Origin of the sequence: Pontibacter aquaedesilientis (assembly GCF_014773225.1) — a bacterium.
GTDB classification, from domain to species: Bacteria; Bacteroidota; Bacteroidia; order Cytophagales; family Hymenobacteraceae; genus Pontibacter; species Pontibacter aquaedesilientis.
This window is the reverse complement of the sequence record NZ_JACXAJ010000001.1, coordinates 62,142-81,649: the sequence shown is the minus strand read 5'-3', so window position 1 is coordinate 81,649 and position 19,508 is coordinate 62,142. Positions and strand designations below refer to the sequence as shown.

Here is a 19,508-nt window from a genome sequence, read left to right as displayed (position 1 = left end):
TTAAATCTTTACTCCCCGCAGGCGCAGGCTGTTGCTGACTACCGACACCGAGCTCAGCGCCATGGCTGCCCCTGCGATCATGGGGTTCAGCAGAAATCCAGTAAACGGGTATAGCAAACCAGCGGCCACAGGTATACAGATCACATTATAGATAAAGGCCCAAAACAGGTTCTGCCGGATAGTGCGGACCGTGGCCCGCGACAGGTTAACAGCCGCTGCCACCTGCATGAGGTCAGAACGCATAAGCGTAATGCCCGCCACATCCATGGCCACGTCAGTACCGTGTCCCATCGCGATGCTCACATCAGCCGTGGCCAAGGCCTGAGCGTCGTTGATGCCGTCGCCCACCATGGCCACCACCTTGCCTTCTGCCTGCAGTTTCTTTACAAAAGAGGCCTTGTCGTCCGGCAGCAGTTCAGCTTCGAAATGCTCCACCCCGACCTGGCGTGCCACGGCTGCAGCCGTCTGTGCATTATCACCGGTGAGCATGTATACCTCCAGGCCTGCATCCTTCATTTGCTTTACCCCTTCCGCAGCGGCCGGCTTGATTGGGTCACTCACAGCAAACACGCCAAGTGCCTGTTGCTTGTCAGCAAAGAAAATTGCCGTCTTGGCATCCTGCTGTAGCTGTTGCGCGGCCTGCAGCAGGTGGTCCGCTATAGCTATACCTTCCTGCTTTAACAGTTTCTGGTTGCCCGCATAAAAACGTTCGCCGTCAAAGTCAGCTTCTATACCCATGCCCGTGATGCTGTTGAAATAGGCTGGTTCTTTGGCTTGCATGCCCTGCTCCTTGTAATAGGTATAGATGGCCTGCGCGATCGGGTGCTCAGACTTGCCCTCCATGGAGTAAAAAAGCTGCTCAAGTTCCTGCTGCCGGTCTATCCCTTGTGCCCACACCACATCCGTCACTGCGGGTTTGCCGGTTGTGATAGTTCCGGTCTTGTCGAGTAAGATGGCGTTGGCTTTGTAGGCGTGCTCCAGGCTTTCGGCGTCTTTAATCAGGATCCCCTGCTCAGCACCACGGCCAACCCCCACCATGATGGCAGTTGGTGTGGCAAGGCCAAGTGCACAGGGGCAGGCAATTACCAGTACCGAGATCATAGAGACGAGCGCCTGCGAGAGGAAAGCCTGCCCGCCCAGCACCAGCCATGCGGCAAAGGTCAGCAGGGCAATTACCAATACGACCGGCACAAATATGCCCGCTATTTTATCAACCAGCTTCTGCACGGGGGCTTTGCTACCCTGCGCTTCCTGCACCATTTTGATGATGTGGGCCAGCATGGTTTCCCCACCGGTTTTACGTGCTATTAGCTGCAAACTTCCTTTTTGGTTGATGGTGCCTGCAAAGAGCAAATCCCCCGTTTGCTTCTGAACGGGGAGCGGTTCTCCGCTTAGCATGCTCTCATCCACGTAAGAGGTACCGGACACCACTTCCCCGTCCACAGGTACACGGTCGCCTGGCAGCATCAGCACGCTGTCACCGACCCGCACTTCCTCTATCCTGATCTCGGCTTCCACGCCATTTCTGATTACCCGCACGGTTTTAGGCTGGAGGCCCATCAACTTTTTGATAGCAGCTGAACTCCTACTCTTAGCGCCTTCCTCCAGGTACTTGCCCATCAGAATAAAGGCAATAATTACAGCTACCGCCTCATAGTACACATGCGGTTCAAGTCCGCGGCTGAGGAAGAATTGCGGGTATACGGTGTTGAACACGCTGAATGCAAAGGCAATACCGGTGCTCAAGGCCACCAGGGTATCCATGTTGGCGCGTAGGTACTTGGCCTGCCCCCAGGCGTTCACGAAGAAGTGCCGCCCGGCCCAGAGCAATACCGGTGCGGTGAAGGCGAGCATGGCCCAGTTGCCCCAACTAAAGGCATTGTGGAAGAACATACCCAGCACAAACACCGGAAATGCCAACAAAGCGGCTACTATGGTCTTTGTCTTCAGGGAAGCCAACGCTGCGGCCTGCCTGCTTTCCAACTCTTCCTCCGTGTGCTGCTCAATCAGCAGGTCAAAACCTATCTCATGCAAAGTATCGCGCAGTAGACCCGGGTTAACCTGCTTTGGCGCATAGGCCACCTGCACCATCTTTCCGGCAAAATTGACATTGGCCTCTTCTACTCCCTCCACCGTGCGCAGCATACTCTCGATACTTGAGGCGCAGGATGCGCAGGTCATCCCCTCCACAGGGAAAGTCTCTTTCTTATATTGATCCGCTGTTGCTGTCTTCATTGGCCAGTTTCACTTAGTTGCTTGAAAATCTAACATAACAAAGGTACGCACAGTTAAAGGCCAGCGCTTTATATAATCCTGCATAAGATTTACAGATTTAGGTTACGCCGTTCCAGGGCGGCCTTCAACCCATGCTACTTTTTGTATACCTGATTGTATACCTGACCAAACATTGGATTCTTTGAATGTATACCAGCGGTAATTGTTGCTATTATAGAACGGATTTAGTAAAGTTGTATAGCAATACGGCGGCTTGCTTACCCTTCAGTCTATCGATGCATAGGCTATTTACCGCATTTTCACTGTGTTGCGCCACGCCAAACGACCCATGCTGAAAACAAACAACTTACCTTTTACACCGCAATCCTTGCGCACAATACATTATGTGTTGCTGGCGTTTTCGGGGTTGCTCCTGACACTACTCATCATTATCTCCTATACCTTTTTCCAGGCCCGAGACATACAGGAAAACCAAGAGGCATACGTATCGAGAATGTTGCTCGATCTGGAACTAATAGATAAGCTTCAAGACAACGAAAACACCATACATAAGGCTATACTGCTGCATCTTACTACTTCTTCCGATGTTGACAAGCAGGAATATGAGTTTGAGATTATAAATACCCAAGCTCAGAACAAAAAAATTATTGCCCGATTAAATAAACTCTTTGTAGACAAGGGTCGGCTAGCTATTCTCCGGAGGTTTGAGCAGGAAACTTCTGTGCACGACACCCTGATCGTCCACTTATTGGAACTGAGCCGAGCGGGAGACAGGCAGGCAGCTATATCTTTCAATCACAATATTTTAACCCCTGAGTACCGGCAGCACCAGAACCTGCTAAACCAGTTGAGCGACAATATCCACAATGCCACCCGCCAAAGCGGGCAGAAAGCCACCGGCTCTGTCACGCACTTTGTCAGAATCCACAGAATGCTGCTGGGGCTGGCGCTTTTGGTGACAATCATCGCCATTGTGCTGGTGCGCAGCATTATCCAACGGTTGCGGAGAGACAATGCCCTGCTCAACGCCCAGATTACCGGGAGGCAGCAGTTGGAAAAAGCTTTGCTGGAGAGTCAGAACCAGTACAAAATGCTGTTTGATCGCAATCCGATGCCAATGTGGGTATATGATCAGCATACCTTACAGTTTCTGCAAGTGAACGAAGCCGCGCTCAAAGAGTATGGCTACACCAGGGCTGAATTTCTGGCTAAAACCATCTTCCATATACGTCCTGAAATAGACGTGCCACTGCTGAAGTACAAACTGAACAAGCAGGATAAGCTAGAGTCTCAGTCCAGCAGGGCACGCCACATGCGCAAGGATGGCAGCGTGTTCGACGTGGAGGTAAAATCACACGCCTTGTCTGTGTCCGGCCCTCACGTGCCTCGGCTGGTGGTGGCCATGAACGTGGATGAAAGGCAAAAGATGATCGAAAAACTGCAGAAGAGCGAGAAGCAGCTGCTTGAGATCAGTTCCAGCATACCTGGCGCGGTCTTTCAGCTTCAGATGAGCAGTGACACCGACTATTCGTTCACGTTTGTGAGTGCCGGCATTGAACCCCTTTTCCAGATCAACCCTGCGGATTTGTATGCCGACCCCTCCGCCTTGTACCATCACATAAAACGGAGCGATACGCCAAAAGTGCAGCAGGCACTGCTAAACTCCTACCGCACCCTGGAGCCGCTGGTGGTGGTGTTCAGGATATGGCAACAACACACAGAAAACTGGAAGTGGGTGCAGGCCCACGGACTTCCCACCTTAAAAGGCGCCGGCCAAGTGATCTGGAACGGCACCATGATCGACCTGACTGACCAGAAAGTGGCCCAGCAACAGCTTGTCAAAAGCGAGGCCAACCTGCGGGCTTTGCTTGACAGTTCGCCACAGGCGATATACCTGCTAGATCAGTCCCTTCACATTATCATGTTCAATGCCGTGGCGAAGCAGGATGTCCGCGCCATGCTCCTGCAGGACCTTCAGGCCGGGCAGAATATTCTCCACCTCGTGGATAAAAGCATGGCCGGTCAGTTAAAGGCCAATCACGCCAAAGTCTTGCAGGGACAGACCGTGATCTACGAAACCGGCCATGGGGCATTCTGGCATGAAATAGCGCTGCGGCCTGTATTAGACCCTCAAAACAATGTATTGGCCGTATCGTTGAGCATCCTCAATATCTCGGAACGCAAGCTGGCCATGGAGACGATCAAGCGCAACGAAGAACAGTTGGCCAGGGCGCAGCACCTGGCGCATCTGGGGAACTGGGAACTCGACTTTGATCGGGAAATCCTTACTTGGTCTGACAGTGTTTATGATATTTACGGCGTGTCTAAAATGGCCTTTCAGCCGACTTTGCAAAATGTATTGCGTTTCGTGCCCGAGCAAGAGCGCGAATTGATTGTGCAGGCCTATAAAGCTGCAGCCAAGAGCAGGGAGATCTTTTCGTTTGAGCACAGTATTGTGCGCCCGGACGGCAGCACGCGCATATTAATTGAGATTGGCGAACCTGAATTTGATGAAGCCGGCAAACTCACCAGGTTCCATGGCTCCGTGCAGGATATAACGGACCGCAAGAACACAGAGCAGGAAGTGCTCAGGGCCAAAAATCTGCTGCAGTCAACGCTCGAGAACATACCAGAGGTGATTTTCTCAGCCGACACCAACCTCAACCTCATTTATGTCAGTCCGCAATCCGTGGAACTGACAGGCTATGCTGAAGAGGAATTTCTTGGAAACCCGTCCCTTTGGCTGCATACCGTACACGAGCAGGACAGGACATACCTACAGGAGCAGGTTATACCGAAGCTTTTGGCCGGAGAAAGACAGCACTGCGAACTTCGCATCTGGACGCGCAAGCAGGAACTGAAATGGTTCATGCTGCGGATATCCCCTAAAATCAACGAGTCGGGTCAGGTATACCGCCTCGATGGCTCTGCCTCAGACATGACGCAGTATAAATTGGCCGAGGAGAAACGCAACGAGCTCACAGACCAGTTGCTGAAGCAAAATCAAAACCTGCAGCAGTTTGCCTACATCGTATCTCACAACCTCCGCGCCCCCATCGCCAACATCCTGGGGCTCACCACCATCTATAACAAAAGCAAGCCCGACACCCCCATGAACTCCCGCATTATCGACAACCTGTTTAAATCTGCCAAGTTGTTGGATGCCACTATTCGTGACCTGAACGATATTCTGACCATTCGCAGCGAGTTAAACAAAGTGCGAGAAGAGGTGAACTTTGGCGAAATACTTGAGGATGTGGTGGGTAGCTTACCGGAAGAAGTGATGGACGAGCATGCCAACATTGTGACCAACTTCAGCGAGGCCCCGAGCGTGGTCGCAGTGCGGAGTTATGTGCATAGCATCATGCATAATCTTGTAACCAATGCCTTTAAATACAAATCTCCTGACAGAATTTTGCAGCTACAGATTAAAACTTCCATAATTCCTAATTATATTTGTCTGAGTGTGTCCGATAATGGGCTTGGAATTAACCTCCATAAGGAAAAAGATAAGGTCTTTGGACTTTACAAACGATTCCACCCGCACACAGAAGGCAGGGGTCTGGGCCTTCATCTTGTAAAAACACAGGCCGAACTACTCGGCGGGAAAGTGGAAGTTGACAGCAAGGTGGGAATGGGCACCACCTTTAGTATATATTTTAGATACAACGTGTAGTAATGAATTTATTGAAAAGAGTAGTTTTGATTGATGACGATGAAGTGAACAACTTCGTTTGCGAGAGTATCATACGAAATGAAAGCTTTGCAGAAGAGGTGATTAGTTTTCAGGGTGCTGAAGAAGCCCTGAATTTTCTCAAAACCACCGCTACACCTTCAGGAGATGCTTTCCCGGACCTTATTTTTCTGGACATAAACATGCCGGGAATGGATGGCTGGAACTTTATTGAGGAGTACGGCAAGTTGCCGAAAGATGCCCTGCAGAAGTGTAACCTGTTCATGCTTTCGTCGGCCGTGGACCGCAAAGACATTCAGTGTGCCAGAAGCCACAAGGAAGTGAAAGAGTTCTTCTCCAAACCGCTTTCCCCTGAGATTCTGGATTTCATCAGAGAAGAGTTTATCATACCGGAAAACCGGCCTCCCTTCCACTCTTAGTTCGGGGGCTGGCCGGGTTCAATGGATATTCTGTAAATGCCTCCCTTAATCCTTGCCTCCCACCTGGTCGAGGGGCTTGCGGAAACGGGAGGCATTCTTTTTATACTCGCTCGGCGACATACCCGTCACCTGCCTGAACTGGCCCGAGAGGTGCGCCACGCTGCTGTAGCCAAGCTGGTAGCTGATCTGACTCAGGCTCAACTCATTGTATGCCAATAGTTCCTTGGCCCGCTCCACCTTCTGCAAAACCACATATCGGGCGATCGTAACGCCCTCCTCCGACGAAAAAAGGCCACTGAGGTAGTGGTAGTCGCGCCCCAGGGCCTCTGCCAGGTAATCCGATATGTTCGTGCTCAGATTCTCGACTTCGCCTGAACGGATCAGTCCGATAATGGCCAGTTTAACCTTCTCGACCATCTCCGCCTTTTTGTCTTCGAGCAGCTCGAAGCCGTTCTGTAAAAGCACCTGCCTGAGCTGCTCCAGCTGTTCTGTACTGGGCTCTCCCGCCAACTGCACCTCCCCAAGCCGAACCTCCACCGGTTGTAACTGTAGTTTCTCCAATTCTTCAGTCACCACATTGATGCAGCGGGGGCAGACCATATTACGGATATGAATGGTGTAGAAGTTGGGCATGGCATAGTTTAAAGGGTTACCTGTTGATTTTAACACGCTCCTGCACCGAAAAGTTGTCGGCTCGTAGCGCCCACAAATCTAACAAAACATTTTGCTTGCGAGCGATATCCGGTCAAGCGCTGTGCTAGTGGGTTCTATTTGGTGTGGTTTGAATTATTGTACCTTCGCGCCTGTTGTACCCCTGACTGACAAAACAAGCAGGCTTATAACGCCGGAAGTGGTTGTCAGCAAATAAATCAAAGCAAGCCGATTTATAAACTTACCTTTGCAGCTTGCAATAAACAATCATACATGACATTTAGCGAATTACAATTAGTTGAACCTATCCTGAAGGCGCTTCAGGCGGAAGGCTACACTCAGCCAACGCCTATACAGGAACAGGCTATCCCTCACCTTTTGGCAGGCAACGACCTGCTTGGCTGCGCCCAGACAGGCACAGGCAAGACGGCGGCTTTCGCCATCCCTATATTGCAGCTCCTGCACAACCAGAAAGACAGATCATCCAATTCCATAAAAACACTTATTCTGACCCCTACGCGCGAACTGGCTATCCAGATCAACGACAGCTTTGCAGCCTATGGCAAGAATACCAACATCAGACACACTGTGATATTTGGTGGCGTGTCGCAGCATGCCCAGGTACAGACCCTCAAGCGCGGCGTGGACGTGCTGATTGCCACACCGGGCCGTCTGCTCGACCTGATCGGGCAGGGTTTCATCAACCTGAAGAAAGTCGAGTTCTTTGTGCTGGATGAGGCAGACCGCATGCTGGACATGGGCTTTATCCATGACATTAAGCGCATTATACCGATGCTGCCGCAGCAGCGCCAGTCATTATTCTTCTCGGCTACCATGCCCCCCGTTATCCAAAAGCTGGCTGACACCATCTTGGTGAATCCAGTGAAAGTGGAGGTAACCCCGGTTTCGTCTACTGCCGAGAAGGTGGAGCAGGCGCTATACCTGGTGGAGAAGAACGATAAGCGCCATCTGCTGAAACATATTCTCGATGATAGCGACATTGAGCGTGTGCTGGTGTTTACTCGCACCAAACACGGCGCCGATCGCGTGGTGAAGGACCTCAACAAAGCTAACATACAGGCCGAGGCCATTCATGGTAACAAGTCACAGAATGCGCGTCAGCGTGCTTTGGGTAACTTTAAGGCTGGCACTACCCGCGTGCTGGTAGCCACCGACATAGCGGCCCGCGGCATTGACGTGGAAGAACTGTCGCATGTGATCAACTATGAGCTGCCAAACGAGCCGGAGACCTATGTGCACCGCATTGGCCGTACTGGTCGTGCGGGAAATAACGGCGTTGCCCTGTCATTCTGCGATACAGAGGAGCGTGCTTACCTGCGCGACATCCAAAAGCTCATCAACAAACAGTTGACTGTAAAAGCAGACCATCCGTTTGCATTGCCTTCTCACCTGGCCCTGAACCTGGAATCTGCAAAAGCTCCGAAAGGCCCTAAGCCGGGCGGCAACCGTGGTGGTAGAAATCGTAACGGTGAAAACCGAAATGCTGGAAGCCGAAATGCTGAAAACCGCACTGGTGGCAGCAGCACTGGAGGCAACCGCCCCAACGCGAACAGTTCTGCAGGCAGCCGTACAAGTGGCGGAGGCCGCAGTGGCTCTTGGCGCAACAAGAATTCCAGAGGCAACAGCCAAGGCAGGACTTCTTCGGTGAGAGAAGCTTAACAGCTTCGCCCATACCTATAAAAAAGCCCCGCCACATTCCTGTGGCGGGGCTTTTGCATTGATAGCCATTTGGCTATACCCTAGATTCGGCTCGGGTCGCTGTCCGTTGACTCGGTGTCTTTGCTGCCGAGCGGTTGTGGTTTACTTCTGATGCCGTTCACGTCATCGTCCATAGCGGTGTCGCTTCCTTCGTACTCAAAGCCAGGGCCTTGGGCAAACTCCTCGGTGCTGTTCGGGTCATTAGCGCCATAGCCTGTGGCCTCGTTGCCTTCAATGTGCAGGTTCTCCAGGCTATCTTTTTGGTCGGCACGCTCCATGGCCCCACCGTACCCGATGTTTCGCTTAGCCGATGGGTCTGGATTGTTTCCCATGGTTTGGCCTTTGCGATGCTCGTCATTTACATTCTTGGGGCTGTTCGGTGTCTTATTTTTATCTTCTGCTGACATGTCATTTCGATTTGGTTTCCCTCTGTATACGCTGCCTTGTAGCTACAGTTAGTAAAGCCCAATATATTTAACATAAAAATACAACCATTGGCATAAGGCAGCTTTCAGGCCCTTGGCACTAACCATGCCTAATCCAGCTTCTTTCTGCTATCTTTGCGGGATAATTCTGAAGCAGTGGCACCACTGTCACCCAAAAAGCGTTACAGAAAATAACCTTTAACCGAAGCGGCACATGAAATTATCCAAGATATACGACCCACGGGAGATGAACTCGTACCAGTTTGTAGCGGCAACAGGCCTGGTGATGACCATCGTGGCAAACCTGATCCTGCTGTTCATCGGCAAGACGGTGGAAAACTTTTCGGCGCTATACCTGTGCTGGTTCGTCTTTTTCGGGGCGGGCACCGTGGTTAACCTCAACAGTAAACCCAGCGACCACGACCACCACCATCATCACTAAGCCTATACCTGAAATGACCATTTCAGAAAAGCCAGCAGCGCACTACTCCATTACCCGGACGCATCCCGGCGTGGGATAAGTCCCCCACTGGCTTACGCTACCACTCGATTGGCATTACTGCACCAACAGCTTTTTGGTATGGTACCGGCCATTTTGGGCCACCTGCAGAAAGTACAGACCGGAGCCGAATGAGGAGATGTCAATCTGGCGGCTATACTCCCCGCTAAGCTTTTCCACTGTATCCACAAATACTTCTCTGCCTTTGTCATCCATGATCCGGACTACAGTGGTGCCTTTGTTTTTGAGTGTAAAACTGAGGTTGAAGCGGCCGTTGTTCGGGTTTGGGTGGTAATTGATTTCCTCTACCTTGAGTTCTTCCCTGGATTTTGTTTCCACGGGTGCGCCAGTGGCCTTCAATTGTTCTTTTTCATGAGCGGTAATATCTTCCACCCTTGCTTTGCGAACAATGAAAATAGCCCGTCTGTCCGGTTTGGCTATACCTAGTCCGACGTCCTCTCCCTTCACTTCCACCTCTTTCCCGTCTGCCTCGATACGGAATATCTTATGATCCCCGGTTTCTGCTTCGGTTATGATCTTGATGAAAGAATTTCCCTCTTTGCGCATCATCGAGTCTGATTTCGAGTGACCAGGTATACGCTTCACTACCACGCGCTCTCCTTCGCCGGGGCTGATCGCCATAGTGTGCTTTCCTTCTTTTATCGTAAAGGCGCGGCCAGAATCCTTTTCGGTCCAGGTATGCAGCCCAGGATGGCCTTTGAGCGACATACTTTCCCCATCGATCTTGATGATCTCGATGTGACGCTCCCCTTTCCCAGCCAGGCTGTCGGCAACGATCACCCGCATGTGCACATCAGCCAGGCTACGCAGCCTGGCTGTGTCGATGGCCATTCCTTTTAACCTGCCACGGCCTTCCGCATCCAAGGTATACGCTCTGAGCATTGGGAAATGAGCCGTATCCAGGTTGGCCGCTTTGATCGCTTTGATCAGCTCCTCGTGGCTGGCGGCAGAAAAGGTTGTGTCTATTACCACTGTTTTGCCATCGGCTGTGCGTTTCAGTTTAAGGTGAATTTCAAGTGATTCTTTTTGAGCTTTTTGGGCCAGCACCTGGTGCAGCGGCAGTAGCGCCAGCAGCAGTAAGACCAGCTTAACGGCAAAACGGGGTATCGTGATCATGTTCATAGTGTGAGAGTTATGGGTTTGAAGATCGTTTTCACAAATGTACGCAGCCACCAAACCGGTAAGCGTTAAAGCCAGGTTAAAGTCTGTTAATGAAAAGTTAAATGCGTGCACAAGCCATCTGAAAAACGTAGATTTGTTATGTGAGCAAACTGACTATCATAGGGGTTATCGTGCTGATGAGCATCTCGCTGCTGGGCGTGGTGGGCTTGCAACTGTACTGGATTTCGGACGCGGTGCGTGTCAAGCAAGAGCAGTTCGACCGCAGTGTGCATGAGGCCTTGGCCAAAGTGGTCGAAAAGCTGGAGACCCAGGAGGCCGTGTCGGCTGTGGCGAGCGGCATGGCGACACTGCAGGATAGTGATGCGGATGTTTTGCCTGCGGCCGGGTTTATACCTGCCGCCCCCCCCATTCCGCTAACTCCCACGTTTTATCCGCCTGTGGCCGGAACATCAGCTGTAGCTGAGCCAAAACGGTCAATTCCCCAAACCGCTTCAACTGCAAAGGTTTCTATAGCCCGACAGAAGGCCAAACCAGACATCGGCGGCAACTACGTCCACATCAACTTCGCTTCCAGGGATTCAGCCATTTGGGCCAAAGCCTATACCGAGGCGGCCATTAGTTTACCTGCCGCTTCTCTGGCGCAATTGGAGCGCCTCAACAACATGCATGCCTTTACTTACCGGGACTCCTCGCGCACTTTACAGCTTCATGCAGGTAATGCCGTACGAATCGAGCGGATCAATGACAGCGTGCGCACCTACGTACGTCAGGCCAATGGCAAGTCTATCCGGATCTCGGTGGACACGCTACAGTACATTGCCCTGCACATGGACAGCATCTGGCGGCAACAGAGGCCTAACAGCAAATTGAAGCCAGAGGAGATCGCCGCGCTCAACCTCCTGCGGGACAGTGTTTTCGTTCTGAAAAAAAGTAGCGCAGGCGATTACCAGATGCAACGTGCCGCTCACCCCAAGCTATCTGCCACCACCCCGCATCAGAGCGTCAGGCCACCTCATGGAGGCCTCACGCTAACGGATAAACCCGGCAAGGCCCGTCACATCACGCGTGAAAAGCAACTATTCACCCATACCATTGTTTCTGTGCCAAACATGGCTCGCGGCCTGTCCCTGAACCCGCCTAGCCCGTTGGCTATACCTGAAACACCCACGCAGCCCGATCCAGCCAAGCTGGAGGCCAAGAAAGAAAAGCTCAACGACGTAGTGGAGAAAATGGTGGTGGAGTATGTCTCGAAGGAAGTGCCTCTGCAGGAGCGCCTTAGTCTGACCGACCTGAAAGGCATGCTGCAGGCCGAGTTGCAAAGCAAGGGCATCGCGCTGGATTTTGGCTACTGGGTACTCTCAGGCAAACAGGACACCGTGGTGGCCAGCCACATAGCTGACACAGCTGCTGACGCCTTCACGACTTACAAGGCTAGCCTGTTCCCGAACGACATCTTCGATAAACCCGATTACCTGGCCGTTTACTTTCCCGATAGCCAGGCCTACGCCCTGAAATCACTGTGGGTAATGCTGCTGTTCTCAGCCATCTTTACGTTGGTCATCATGGCTACATTCGGCACGACGATCCATATCATATTCAAGCAGAAGAAATTGTCTGAGATGAAGAACGATTTCATCAACAACATGACGCACGAATTCAAGACGCCGATTGCCACCATCTCGCTTGCGACAGATTCCATTGCCAACCCAAAGATTTACAGTAACCCCGAAAAAATCAAGTACTACACCAACATCATCCGGCAGGAAAATAAGCGCATGAACGTGCAGGTGGAGAACGTGCTGCAGATCGCGCAACTGGAGAAAAACGATTACCGCATGAACCTGCAGCCTGTTGACCTGCACGCCCTGATCGAAAAAGCTATAGACAGCATTCGGCTGCAGGTAGAAGAGCGCCTTGGCCAGATCACAACGCAACTGTGCGCTTTTGAGCATGAACTGAAACTTGACGAGGTACACGTTTACAACATCATCTGCAACCTGCTCGACAATGCCAACAAGTACTCCACTGAAAGCCCTGACATTGTGCTGATGACGCAGAATGTGGAGGGCGGCGTGCTGCTTGCCGTGGAAGATAAAGGGGTAGGCATGACCCGGGACACGCAGTTGCGGGTGTTCGACAAGTTTTACCGGGTGCCTACCGGCAACCTGCACAATATAAAAGGATTTGGTCTGGGGCTAAGCTATGTAAAGGCTATCGTAAAGGCGCACAACGGCCACATCCGGCTACAGAGCGAACCTGGCAAAGGAAGCAGATTTGAGATTTTCTTACCTTTCACTGTTTGATTTAGGAGGCTAAATGCAGCCTTCCGGTTCCAATTGCTCTCTATACTATATATTCCATACTCTAAGCAAAACGGCATATGGCTGAAAACGGACTGAACATACTATTGGCTGAGGATGACCCAAACTTTGGCATTGTGCTCAAAGATTACCTGGAGCTGCACGACTACCAGGTAACCCTGTGCCCGGACGGCATGCAGGCCATTTCAGCATTCAGTAAGGGTAAGTTTGACCTTTGCATACTGGATGTGATGATGCCCGGCAAGGATGGTTTCACGCTGGCTCGCGAGATTAAAAAGCTGAACGCTGACATGCCCTTGATATTTCTGACCGCTAAGTCCATGAAAGAGGACATGCTGGAAGGTTTCCGGATTGGGGCCGACGATTACATCACCAAGCCATTCGACTCGGAAGTACTGCTCTACAAAATCAAGGCGATCATGCACCGAAAAGGTGCCTCGGCTACAGATAAGCCGGAAGTGACGGAGTATCACATAGGTCAGTATAAGTTTCAGTACAAACTGCGATTGCTACACTACCACGGCGAAATAAGCAAGTTGTCCCCGAAAGAAACCGAACTGCTCCGATTGCTCTGCCAGCACCTGAACGATGTGATGCCACGCGAGGAAGCATTGCTCCGGATTTGGCATGAGGACAGTTACTTCACTGCCCGCAGCATGGACGTATACATCGCCAAACTCCGCAAATACCTCCGCGATGACCCTTCCGTGGAGATCATCAACATACACGGCCAGGGTTACCGGCTGTGTGCCCAAAATGGAGTAACACTGTAAATCAAAACAGGCCGCTACCAATGATAGCGGCCTGTGTCACACAAACACTTTAACAAACAATAGCTTTAGAAAGTAAAACCAACCGAAGCCTTGATTACCCGATTGAAGGTATCGAAGTTGCGGTTGCTGTCCACGGTGGTCAGCCCGTAATCGTAGCCGGCGCTCACATTGAAGCCGCTGGCAAAGCGATAGCCTACACCTCCGGTTGCGGCCACATCCAGCTCACGGAAGCCGTTTTTGATGTCCCACTCCTGGTTAAGGGCATTAAACCCAAGTGCACCCGCCTGCACCTGCACCTTGTTCGACAGCAGGTAAGAGAACTGCGGACCTGCGAATATATGGAATCCCTCCCCGATAAATACTTTGGCCAGAATCGGCATGTCGATGTACTCTGACTTGTTGGTAACTGTTACGCCGGCGTTCAGAAAATCAAACTGTTCCATCGGGATCTTGCCGGTCAGGCGCATACCTTTCTGAGAGTATAGTAAACCCGGCTCAATCTCGAAACCCGGCACGATAGGTATAGAAACTACCCCACCTACATGAAAGCCTTCACGCATCTGGCGGTTCAGCGCACCGTTGGTCATTTCCATCAGATCCTGGGCGGTGTTTATGGTTTCGCCCTGCCACTCGGCCAGGTTCACACCTGCCTTTATACCAATCCGCACAGGTTGTTTTTGCTGCGCATTCGCTTGGGTAACCGCCATTCCCAGAACGACGGCCAATAGTAGAAATATCTTTTTCATCTCACCTATCCTTAAAATTTGAAAACCTAAAACTAAAAGCTGCGCGGCTTGCTAGGGTTGATGTAAGAATCGTGCCAAATTCAGATGAAGTAAATTAATAAGGCCCAGGATTAATTCATAAATTATTTAAAATCAATCAATTAACTATGTAAAATAAATTTACCAGTTTGAAAGCACCTCAAAATAGCACTTTATAATTTGAGTTTCTTATTTGTCCGGCGCCTTGCTTGCCCCTACCTTTGCAGCCCCACAGGCTGGCAAAGCGGCCAGGTATAAACTCTAGCAAATGAATGACAAAAGACAGGTGCGCCTGAACAGGTTGGCGGTACATCGGGTAGGCAACAAGGCAAAAGACGAAGGGGTGATCATCTCCAAAGAACTGGTTGACCTACGAGATGAACAGTTAAGCGATTTGTTGACCAATTACTTTCTGGCCCCCTTTAAGCAGGAGGAGTTTTTTCGATTCACCCATACCTCCGATATCGCCCTGAACGAGATGTTCGCTTACTCGGCCTTGATGTTTACAGAGCCGGCCAAGTTCCTCGAGTACTCGGTGCATGTACTTAACCACCTGTACGAGCAGTCGGACCACCCGAAGGTGAAGAGCGGAGAGCTATACGTGGTGCATTTGTCGGGTTGTGTGATGGAAGATGACATTGTGGACGCGATCGGCATTTTCAAGTCTGAGAACAAGGATACTTTCCTGACCTTTCAGGAGGAGAACGATGACCTGAGCATGAACTACCACTTCGGGGTGAACATCAAAAGTGTGGACAAAGGCTGCCTGATCTTCAACACAGAGGCTGAGGATGGTTTCCGGGTGAAATTGGTGGATGCCAACAGTACCGATGCCGTGTTTTGGAAAGAGGACTTCCTGCATGTGACGGAGCTCAAGGACACCAACTTCAACACCAAAACAGCCCTGAATCTCTGTAAGGATTTCTCGGAAGAGGTGTTTGCCCAGACGGACAGTAAAAAAGCGCAGGTCGACTTCATTAGCCGTTCTGTAGACTACTTCTCCAAGAGTGAGACCTTTGACCTGGAGGAATTTACAAGCAGCGTGATAGACGAACCGGAGACGGCCGAGCGATTTAAGAACTATACCCAGGCCTTTGCCGAAGAACGCGACATTGAGGGCTTCACCGATTTTGCCATCAACAAGAACACGGTGAAGAACATGAAGCGAAAGTTCCGCAACTTCATCAAGCTGGATACCCAGATCGAGATCAAGTTCAGTGGGTATAACCCGGAGCAAAGTGAGCAGTATGTGGAGCGAGGGTTTGATCAGGAGCGCGGCATGCACTTCTACAAGGTATACTTTCACTCCGAGTCCTGACGTTAGCATACAGCAACCTGCCTCAGAAACTATACCTGGGCGGGCTTTGTTGCACCAAGATCAGCGCTGAAATACCGGAACAGTTTTTGATTAAGAAGCAGTAACAACGACTAGCGATACAAAAGTTATGAAGAAAGCAGCCCTTGCCGCCTTGTTTTTTGCCTTTACAGCCACCGCTGTACTTGCTCAATCCCCTGCTCCACAAAAACAGACTCAGAATGCTCCCAAAACCGTGGAGCAACGGGCAGATGAGATTACCGCAGGTATGGTAAAGAACTTGCGCCTTGTGCCTCAACAGGTAGCCAAACTAAAAGAGGTGAACCGCAATAGCATGCGCCAAGCCGAAGAGGCTCGGTCAAGGTATAAGTCCGACCCGCGCAAACTGGCAGAGCAGATGGATATCATCAGCCAGACCCGTCTCTCACTTATCAAGGATATTTTGACGGAGCAGCAGTTTGCTCAGTACCAATCGCGCCGCGAGGAAAAGATGGGGGTGCCACGCGAGGCGCAAAGTAATCCGGCTTCCAGGCAGGGCGGCTATCAGGATAATAACTAAGCAGTGAAACAGCACAAAAAAAGCATGGCGATCGCCATGCTTTTTTTGTGCTAGCCTACTTGCCTGTTGTCAACTGTCTGTAACTCTTCATTGTCTTCCTGCTCAACAGGCAATGCTGGTGCTACCTGCAGCGCCGGCAATATGTCAATCTGACCCTGATCTTGGGCAAACAGTGCTTCTTGCTCCCGTTGATAGGCAGTCACGACGGCCCCGGGCGGCTTGAACAACAGATCCCATACCTCCCGCCACAACCTGACATGCCGCAGATCCTGCCAGATGTCGACCCACTCGTGAAAAACCAGGTAAATGGGATTGTAGGAGGTAACGGGCTTCGTAATGCCATAGGTTGGTCGTTCCTCTTCTACCTGAAACGTATTGAATAGCCTATCCCAGATGATGAGGGTGGACCCGTAATTCTTGTCAATATACTTGGGGTTGGAGCCATGATGTACCCGATGGTGCGATGGGGTCACAAAAACATACTCCAGCGGGGCAGGCAGTTTTCCGATTAGCTCGGTGTGTACCCAAAACTGGTAAAGCACTGCGAGCTGATGGCAGATAAAAAAGGTGAAAGGGTCGAAGCCGAGGAAAGGCACCGGCAGAAAGAAAATGAACTTGATGTGCTGTGTCCAGCCGGTGCGGAAAGAGACGGAGAAATTCATTTTCCGGGATGAGTGATGGGTTACGTGCGTCGCCCACCAAAAGCGCTGCTCATGCGAGATACGGTGCGCCCAGTACCGGCAGAAGTCCACCAGCAGAAAAGCCAGTACAAACCCCCACCAAGACCTGGGTATGGCCCAAGGGACGGCATTGTAAATCACCAGGGTTATGTAAAAAATCGTCACCTTGAGCAGCGCTCCCAATATGACGCTGCCAACCCCAATTGCTACGGCCGCCATAAAGTCGCGCTTGTCATAGTAATCCCGCTTTTTCCGCACACCCACTAGCCACTCAATCAGTACGGAAGCTACTATAACGGGAGCAGCAAAATGCATGATGGTCATATTATCCAGCTCACTGATCTGCTCCATCGTAAAAATTTCTTTCTCCATAAGCTTCACCGGTTAGTCAGGGTATAGCTTATAAAACGGGGGCTCTCACAAAGGGTTAGTCAAATAATTATAAACATTATCCTACAGCAACCTTCGAACAGCACCACTTGCAATGCGCTTGTAGAGCGTTAAAAGCAGCACCCTGGAAATTGATTTTGTGGAAAAGCATGCGTAATCTTGCCTAAAGCTCAACTTACATGAACATCAGAAAGAAAATAAAAGCCAACATACCTGCCGGTAGCAACCGATATGCTGCCATCGAAATCTTTGTGAAAGCCGCCGAAAAGGAGAATTGGACCGAACAGGAGATACAATGGGTAATAGACGAAGTGGTGGAAGCCGATGACAATGCCAAAGGGATTGAGGCGCTGCAGTACTACCTCGGCTAATGAAAAACCTCCGTGCCAGGTATAGCTATACCTGGCACGGAGGTTTTTAAATCATGAACACCATCAGGCTTTGGCGCCTTCGACTGGTTCCAGCTGTAGCTCAACTTGGTGTTGTTGCAATACATTTATGATGAAGCTGATGTGCTCTTTCAGGTCCACCCCAAAGAGCTCTGCGCCAATGCGCACTTCCTCCCGGTCAACTGATGCCGCAAAACTCTTCGTGTTCAGCTTTTTGATCACAGACTTTGCCTCCAGTCCTTCAAGGCGCTGAGGCCGGACCTAGGCGCAGGCCACTACAAAACCCGTCAGTTCGTCACAGGCAAGCAAGGCTTTATCCAGCGTCGACTCGTAGGGCACTCCCCAATGGGTATAGTGTGCAGAGATGGCATGGGCGATGGGCTCTTCCCCTTTTTCACGTAGTAGATTCACGATCACGTTTGGGTGCTGATCAGGGTAGGCCTGGTAATCAGCGTCGTGTAACAGACCGGTTATGGCCCATTCTTCCTTGTTCTCTCCCAGCTTTTCGGCGTAGGCTTCCATTACCAGTTCTACGGTGCGGGCATGCCTAAGGAGGCTTTCGCTGGTGGTCATGTGCTGCAATATGGTCAGTGCTTCTTGTCTCGTCATGTCTTTGCTGCTAGTCGTTTTCCTAAAATAAGCAAAAAAACAAAACCCAAGCCTAATGTTAACCTGCACCAGCTTGTTCAAAGCAGCGCTATACCTAATGGCTCATGGCCAGACTGTAATAGCTTGGCTTAAAATCCAACCGCTCCTTTTTCTCTTCTTTGAACTCGGCTTTAGCGATTTCTACATCGTCCCAGCGGCCATAAATTTTGTCTCTGCGTCCAACCAGGATATCGATACGGTTTCGGAAGCGGCGGTTCATGGTGTCGCGCACAATGTACATGCCATCCATCTTCTTTGATATGCCCCGTACCCATACTGTATCGCCATATTGTATGTCGCCGCCCCAACGGGCTAGCATATCGCGCGACAGGGCGATCCATCGGTGCTTTTTAGGGTTTTTAGGGTTGATGCGGGAGCCATCGGCGGTGATGAGCGGGTTTTGGTCGGTTTGGCCTTTCTCAGGGTAGTAGACAGTGGCCGTGACAGAGTAAGTTTCGGATGGCTTGGGGAAATTTTGTACTTTCTTTATCTCTCTGGGGGTAATCATTCCAGGTATAGAATTCTCATTTGGTGGGCTGGTATCTTCTGGCTTTAACAATGCCAGCTCGTCGACAAAAGCTACAAAAATGGAAATCACAACAGTGAGTAATTTAACCCTTAACATAAGCAATCCATTTCGTGAAACATCATTTTAAAAGCAATAACACGCTTAAACGGCTACTACAAAAAATAGGTTTTACAAAATGGATTGATTTAACCTGAAGGGCACTTTTAATAAAATTTACATACTCTTATTTTTATTAAAATATTACTTAAAAACATGCAAACAATTCAAGTTCTATAAAATCGACATAATCCTATACCAGTTCAATATACTCATATTTTAATGCAAAAAATATGTAAAGAAATTTTAGTCTCTGAAA

18 protein-coding genes are annotated in these 19,508 nt (G+C 50.6%); 9 read left to right on the top strand and 9 right to left on the bottom strand.

Annotation, left to right across the window (positions count from 1 at the left end; translation table 11 throughout):
* Positions 1–2,235 (bottom strand): heavy metal translocating P-type ATPase, encoded by a 2,235-nt coding sequence (locus H9Q13_RS00370; RefSeq protein WP_191181777.1) that lies wholly within the window; start codon positions 2,233–2,235, stop codon positions 1–3.
* Positions 2,236–2,602: 367 nt separating this feature from the next.
* Here H9Q13_RS00370 and H9Q13_RS00365 point away from each other — a divergent pair, with 367 nt between their 5' ends.
* Together H9Q13_RS00365 and H9Q13_RS00360 are read left to right on the top strand one after the other, a co-directional pair.
* Positions 2,603–5,911, top strand: a complete 3,309-nt coding sequence (locus H9Q13_RS00365; protein ID WP_191181776.1) for a PAS domain S-box protein — start codon at positions 2,603–2,605, stop codon at positions 5,909–5,911.
* Positions 5,912–5,913: 2 nt separating this feature from the next.
* The gene (locus tag H9Q13_RS00360) at positions 5,914–6,348 is read left to right on the top strand and encodes a response regulator (protein ID WP_191181775.1); all 435 of its coding nucleotides are present in this window, start codon (positions 5,914–5,916) and stop codon (positions 6,346–6,348) included.
* 45 nt (positions 6,349–6,393) lie between these two features.
* Here the strand turns inward: H9Q13_RS00360 and H9Q13_RS00355 are convergent, their stop codons facing one another.
* Positions 6,394–6,981: a helix-turn-helix domain-containing protein gene (locus H9Q13_RS00355; RefSeq protein ID WP_191181774.1), complete on the bottom strand. Its 588-nt coding sequence runs from the start codon at positions 6,979–6,981 to the stop codon at positions 6,394–6,396.
* 291 nt (positions 6,982–7,272) lie between these two features.
* Here H9Q13_RS00355 and H9Q13_RS00350 point away from each other — a divergent pair, with 291 nt between their 5' ends.
* Positions 7,273–8,679, top strand: a complete 1,407-nt coding sequence (locus tag H9Q13_RS00350) for a DEAD/DEAH box helicase (RefSeq protein ID WP_191181773.1) — start codon at positions 7,273–7,275, stop codon at positions 8,677–8,679.
* Positions 8,680–8,759: 80 nt separating this feature from the next.
* On the opposite strand, the gene H9Q13_RS00345 is transcribed toward H9Q13_RS00350, so the two are convergent.
* Positions 8,760–9,125, bottom strand: coding sequence for a hypothetical protein (locus H9Q13_RS00345; protein WP_191181772.1), 366 nt, complete (start codon positions 9,123–9,125; stop codon positions 8,760–8,762).
* Positions 9,126–9,357: 232 nt separating this feature from the next.
* Between H9Q13_RS00345 and H9Q13_RS00340 the strand changes: the two genes are divergently transcribed.
* Positions 9,358–9,585 carry a hypothetical protein gene (locus H9Q13_RS00340; RefSeq protein ID WP_191181771.1) on the top strand — a complete coding sequence of 76 codons (228 nt, stop codon included), beginning with the start codon at positions 9,358–9,360 and terminating at the stop codon, positions 9,583–9,585.
* Between the two features lie 114 nt (positions 9,586–9,699).
* Here the strand turns inward: H9Q13_RS00340 and H9Q13_RS00335 are convergent, their stop codons facing one another.
* Positions 9,700–10,785: a T9SS type A sorting domain-containing protein gene (locus H9Q13_RS00335; protein WP_191181770.1), complete on the bottom strand. Its 1,086-nt coding sequence runs from the start codon at positions 10,783–10,785 to the stop codon at positions 9,700–9,702.
* A gap of 140 nt (positions 10,786–10,925) precedes the next feature.
* Between H9Q13_RS00335 and H9Q13_RS00330 the strand changes: the two genes are divergently transcribed.
* The gene (locus H9Q13_RS00330; RefSeq protein ID WP_191181769.1) at positions 10,926–13,088 is read left to right on the top strand and encodes a sensor histidine kinase; all 2,163 of its coding nucleotides are present in this window, start codon (positions 10,926–10,928) and stop codon (positions 13,086–13,088) included.
* 77 nt (positions 13,089–13,165) lie between these two features.
* Entirely contained in the window at positions 13,166–13,879 is a 714-nt protein-coding gene (locus H9Q13_RS00325; RefSeq protein WP_191181768.1) for a response regulator transcription factor, read from the top strand.
* 65 nt (positions 13,880–13,944) lie between these two features.
* Here the strand turns inward: H9Q13_RS00325 and H9Q13_RS00320 are convergent, their stop codons facing one another.
* Complete coding sequence (locus H9Q13_RS00320) at positions 13,945–14,625, bottom strand: porin family protein (protein ID WP_191181767.1); 681 nt, start codon at positions 14,623–14,625, stop codon at positions 13,945–13,947.
* A 286-nt stretch (positions 14,626–14,911) separates the two neighbouring features.
* Here H9Q13_RS00320 and H9Q13_RS00315 point away from each other — a divergent pair, with 286 nt between their 5' ends.
* Positions 14,912–15,961: a nucleoid-associated protein gene (locus H9Q13_RS00315; RefSeq protein WP_191181766.1), complete on the top strand. Its 1,050-nt coding sequence runs from the start codon at positions 14,912–14,914 to the stop codon at positions 15,959–15,961.
* Between the two features lie 127 nt (positions 15,962–16,088).
* Complete coding sequence (locus tag H9Q13_RS00310) at positions 16,089–16,517, top strand: hypothetical protein (protein ID WP_191181765.1); 429 nt, start codon at positions 16,089–16,091, stop codon at positions 16,515–16,517.
* Positions 16,518–16,567: 50 nt separating this feature from the next.
* On the opposite strand, the gene H9Q13_RS00305 is transcribed toward H9Q13_RS00310, so the two are convergent.
* Positions 16,568–17,569 (bottom strand): sterol desaturase family protein, encoded by a 1,002-nt coding sequence (locus H9Q13_RS00305; protein WP_191181764.1) that lies wholly within the window; start codon positions 17,567–17,569, stop codon positions 16,568–16,570.
* Positions 17,570–17,766: 197 nt separating this feature from the next.
* On the opposite strand from H9Q13_RS00305, the gene H9Q13_RS00300 reads away from it, so the two are divergent.
* The gene (locus H9Q13_RS00300; RefSeq protein WP_191181763.1) at positions 17,767–17,958 is read left to right on the top strand and encodes a hypothetical protein; all 192 of its coding nucleotides are present in this window, start codon (positions 17,767–17,769) and stop codon (positions 17,956–17,958) included.
* 63 nt (positions 17,959–18,021) lie between these two features.
* On the opposite strand, the gene H9Q13_RS17930 is transcribed toward H9Q13_RS00300, so the two are convergent.
* The 3 genes from H9Q13_RS17930 to H9Q13_RS00290 form a co-directional block, all read right to left on the bottom strand.
* On the bottom strand, positions 18,022–18,198 hold the full coding sequence (locus H9Q13_RS17930) for a hypothetical protein (RefSeq protein ID WP_224743978.1): 177 nt from the start codon (positions 18,196–18,198) through the stop codon (positions 18,022–18,024).
* Between the two features lie 39 nt (positions 18,199–18,237).
* Positions 18,238–18,585 carry an HD domain-containing protein gene (locus H9Q13_RS17925; RefSeq protein ID WP_224743977.1) on the bottom strand — a complete coding sequence of 116 codons (348 nt, stop codon included), beginning with the start codon at positions 18,583–18,585 and terminating at the stop codon, positions 18,238–18,240.
* Positions 18,586–18,679: 94 nt separating this feature from the next.
* Positions 18,680–19,132: an RlpA-like double-psi beta-barrel domain-containing protein gene (locus H9Q13_RS00290; protein ID WP_224743976.1), complete on the bottom strand. Its 453-nt coding sequence runs from the start codon at positions 19,130–19,132 to the stop codon at positions 18,680–18,682.
* Positions 19,133–19,508: the final 376 nt, after the last annotated feature.

Bases quoted from the DNA above. Each gene is read 5' to 3' on its own strand.
- H9Q13_RS00370 (WP_191181777.1), bottom strand. From the start codon at position 2,235: ATGAAGACAGCAACAGCGGATCAATATAAGAAAGAGACTTTCCCTGTG.
- H9Q13_RS00360 (WP_191181775.1), top strand. From the start codon at position 5,914: ATGAATTTATTGAAAAGAGTAGTTTTGATTGATGACGATGAAGTGAAC.
- H9Q13_RS00355 (WP_191181774.1), bottom strand. From the start codon at position 6,981: ATGCCCAACTTCTACACCATTCATATCCGTAATATGGTCTGCCCCCGC.
- H9Q13_RS00350 (WP_191181773.1), top strand. From the start codon at position 7,273: ATGACATTTAGCGAATTACAATTAGTTGAACCTATCCTGAAGGCGCTT.
- H9Q13_RS00345 (WP_191181772.1), bottom strand. From the start codon at position 9,125: ATGTCAGCAGAAGATAAAAATAAGACACCGAACAGCCCCAAGAATGTA.
- H9Q13_RS00340 (WP_191181771.1), top strand. From the start codon at position 9,358: ATGAAATTATCCAAGATATACGACCCACGGGAGATGAACTCGTACCAG.
- H9Q13_RS00335 (WP_191181770.1), bottom strand. From the start codon at position 10,785: ATGAACATGATCACGATACCCCGTTTTGCCGTTAAGCTGGTCTTACTG.
- H9Q13_RS00325 (WP_191181768.1), top strand. From the start codon at position 13,166: ATGGCTGAAAACGGACTGAACATACTATTGGCTGAGGATGACCCAAAC.
- H9Q13_RS00320 (WP_191181767.1), bottom strand. From the start codon at position 14,625: ATGAAAAAGATATTTCTACTATTGGCCGTCGTTCTGGGAATGGCGGTT.
- H9Q13_RS00315 (WP_191181766.1), top strand. From the start codon at position 14,912: ATGAATGACAAAAGACAGGTGCGCCTGAACAGGTTGGCGGTACATCGG.
- H9Q13_RS00310 (WP_191181765.1), top strand. From the start codon at position 16,089: ATGAAGAAAGCAGCCCTTGCCGCCTTGTTTTTTGCCTTTACAGCCACC.
- H9Q13_RS00305 (WP_191181764.1), bottom strand. From the start codon at position 17,569: ATGGAGAAAGAAATTTTTACGATGGAGCAGATCAGTGAGCTGGATAAT.
- H9Q13_RS00300 (WP_191181763.1), top strand. From the start codon at position 17,767: ATGAACATCAGAAAGAAAATAAAAGCCAACATACCTGCCGGTAGCAAC.
- H9Q13_RS17925 (WP_224743977.1), bottom strand. From the start codon at position 18,585: ATGACGAGACAAGAAGCACTGACCATATTGCAGCACATGACCACCAGC.
- H9Q13_RS00290 (WP_224743976.1), bottom strand. From the start codon at position 19,132: ATGATTACCCCCAGAGAGATAAAGAAAGTACAAAATTTCCCCAAGCCA.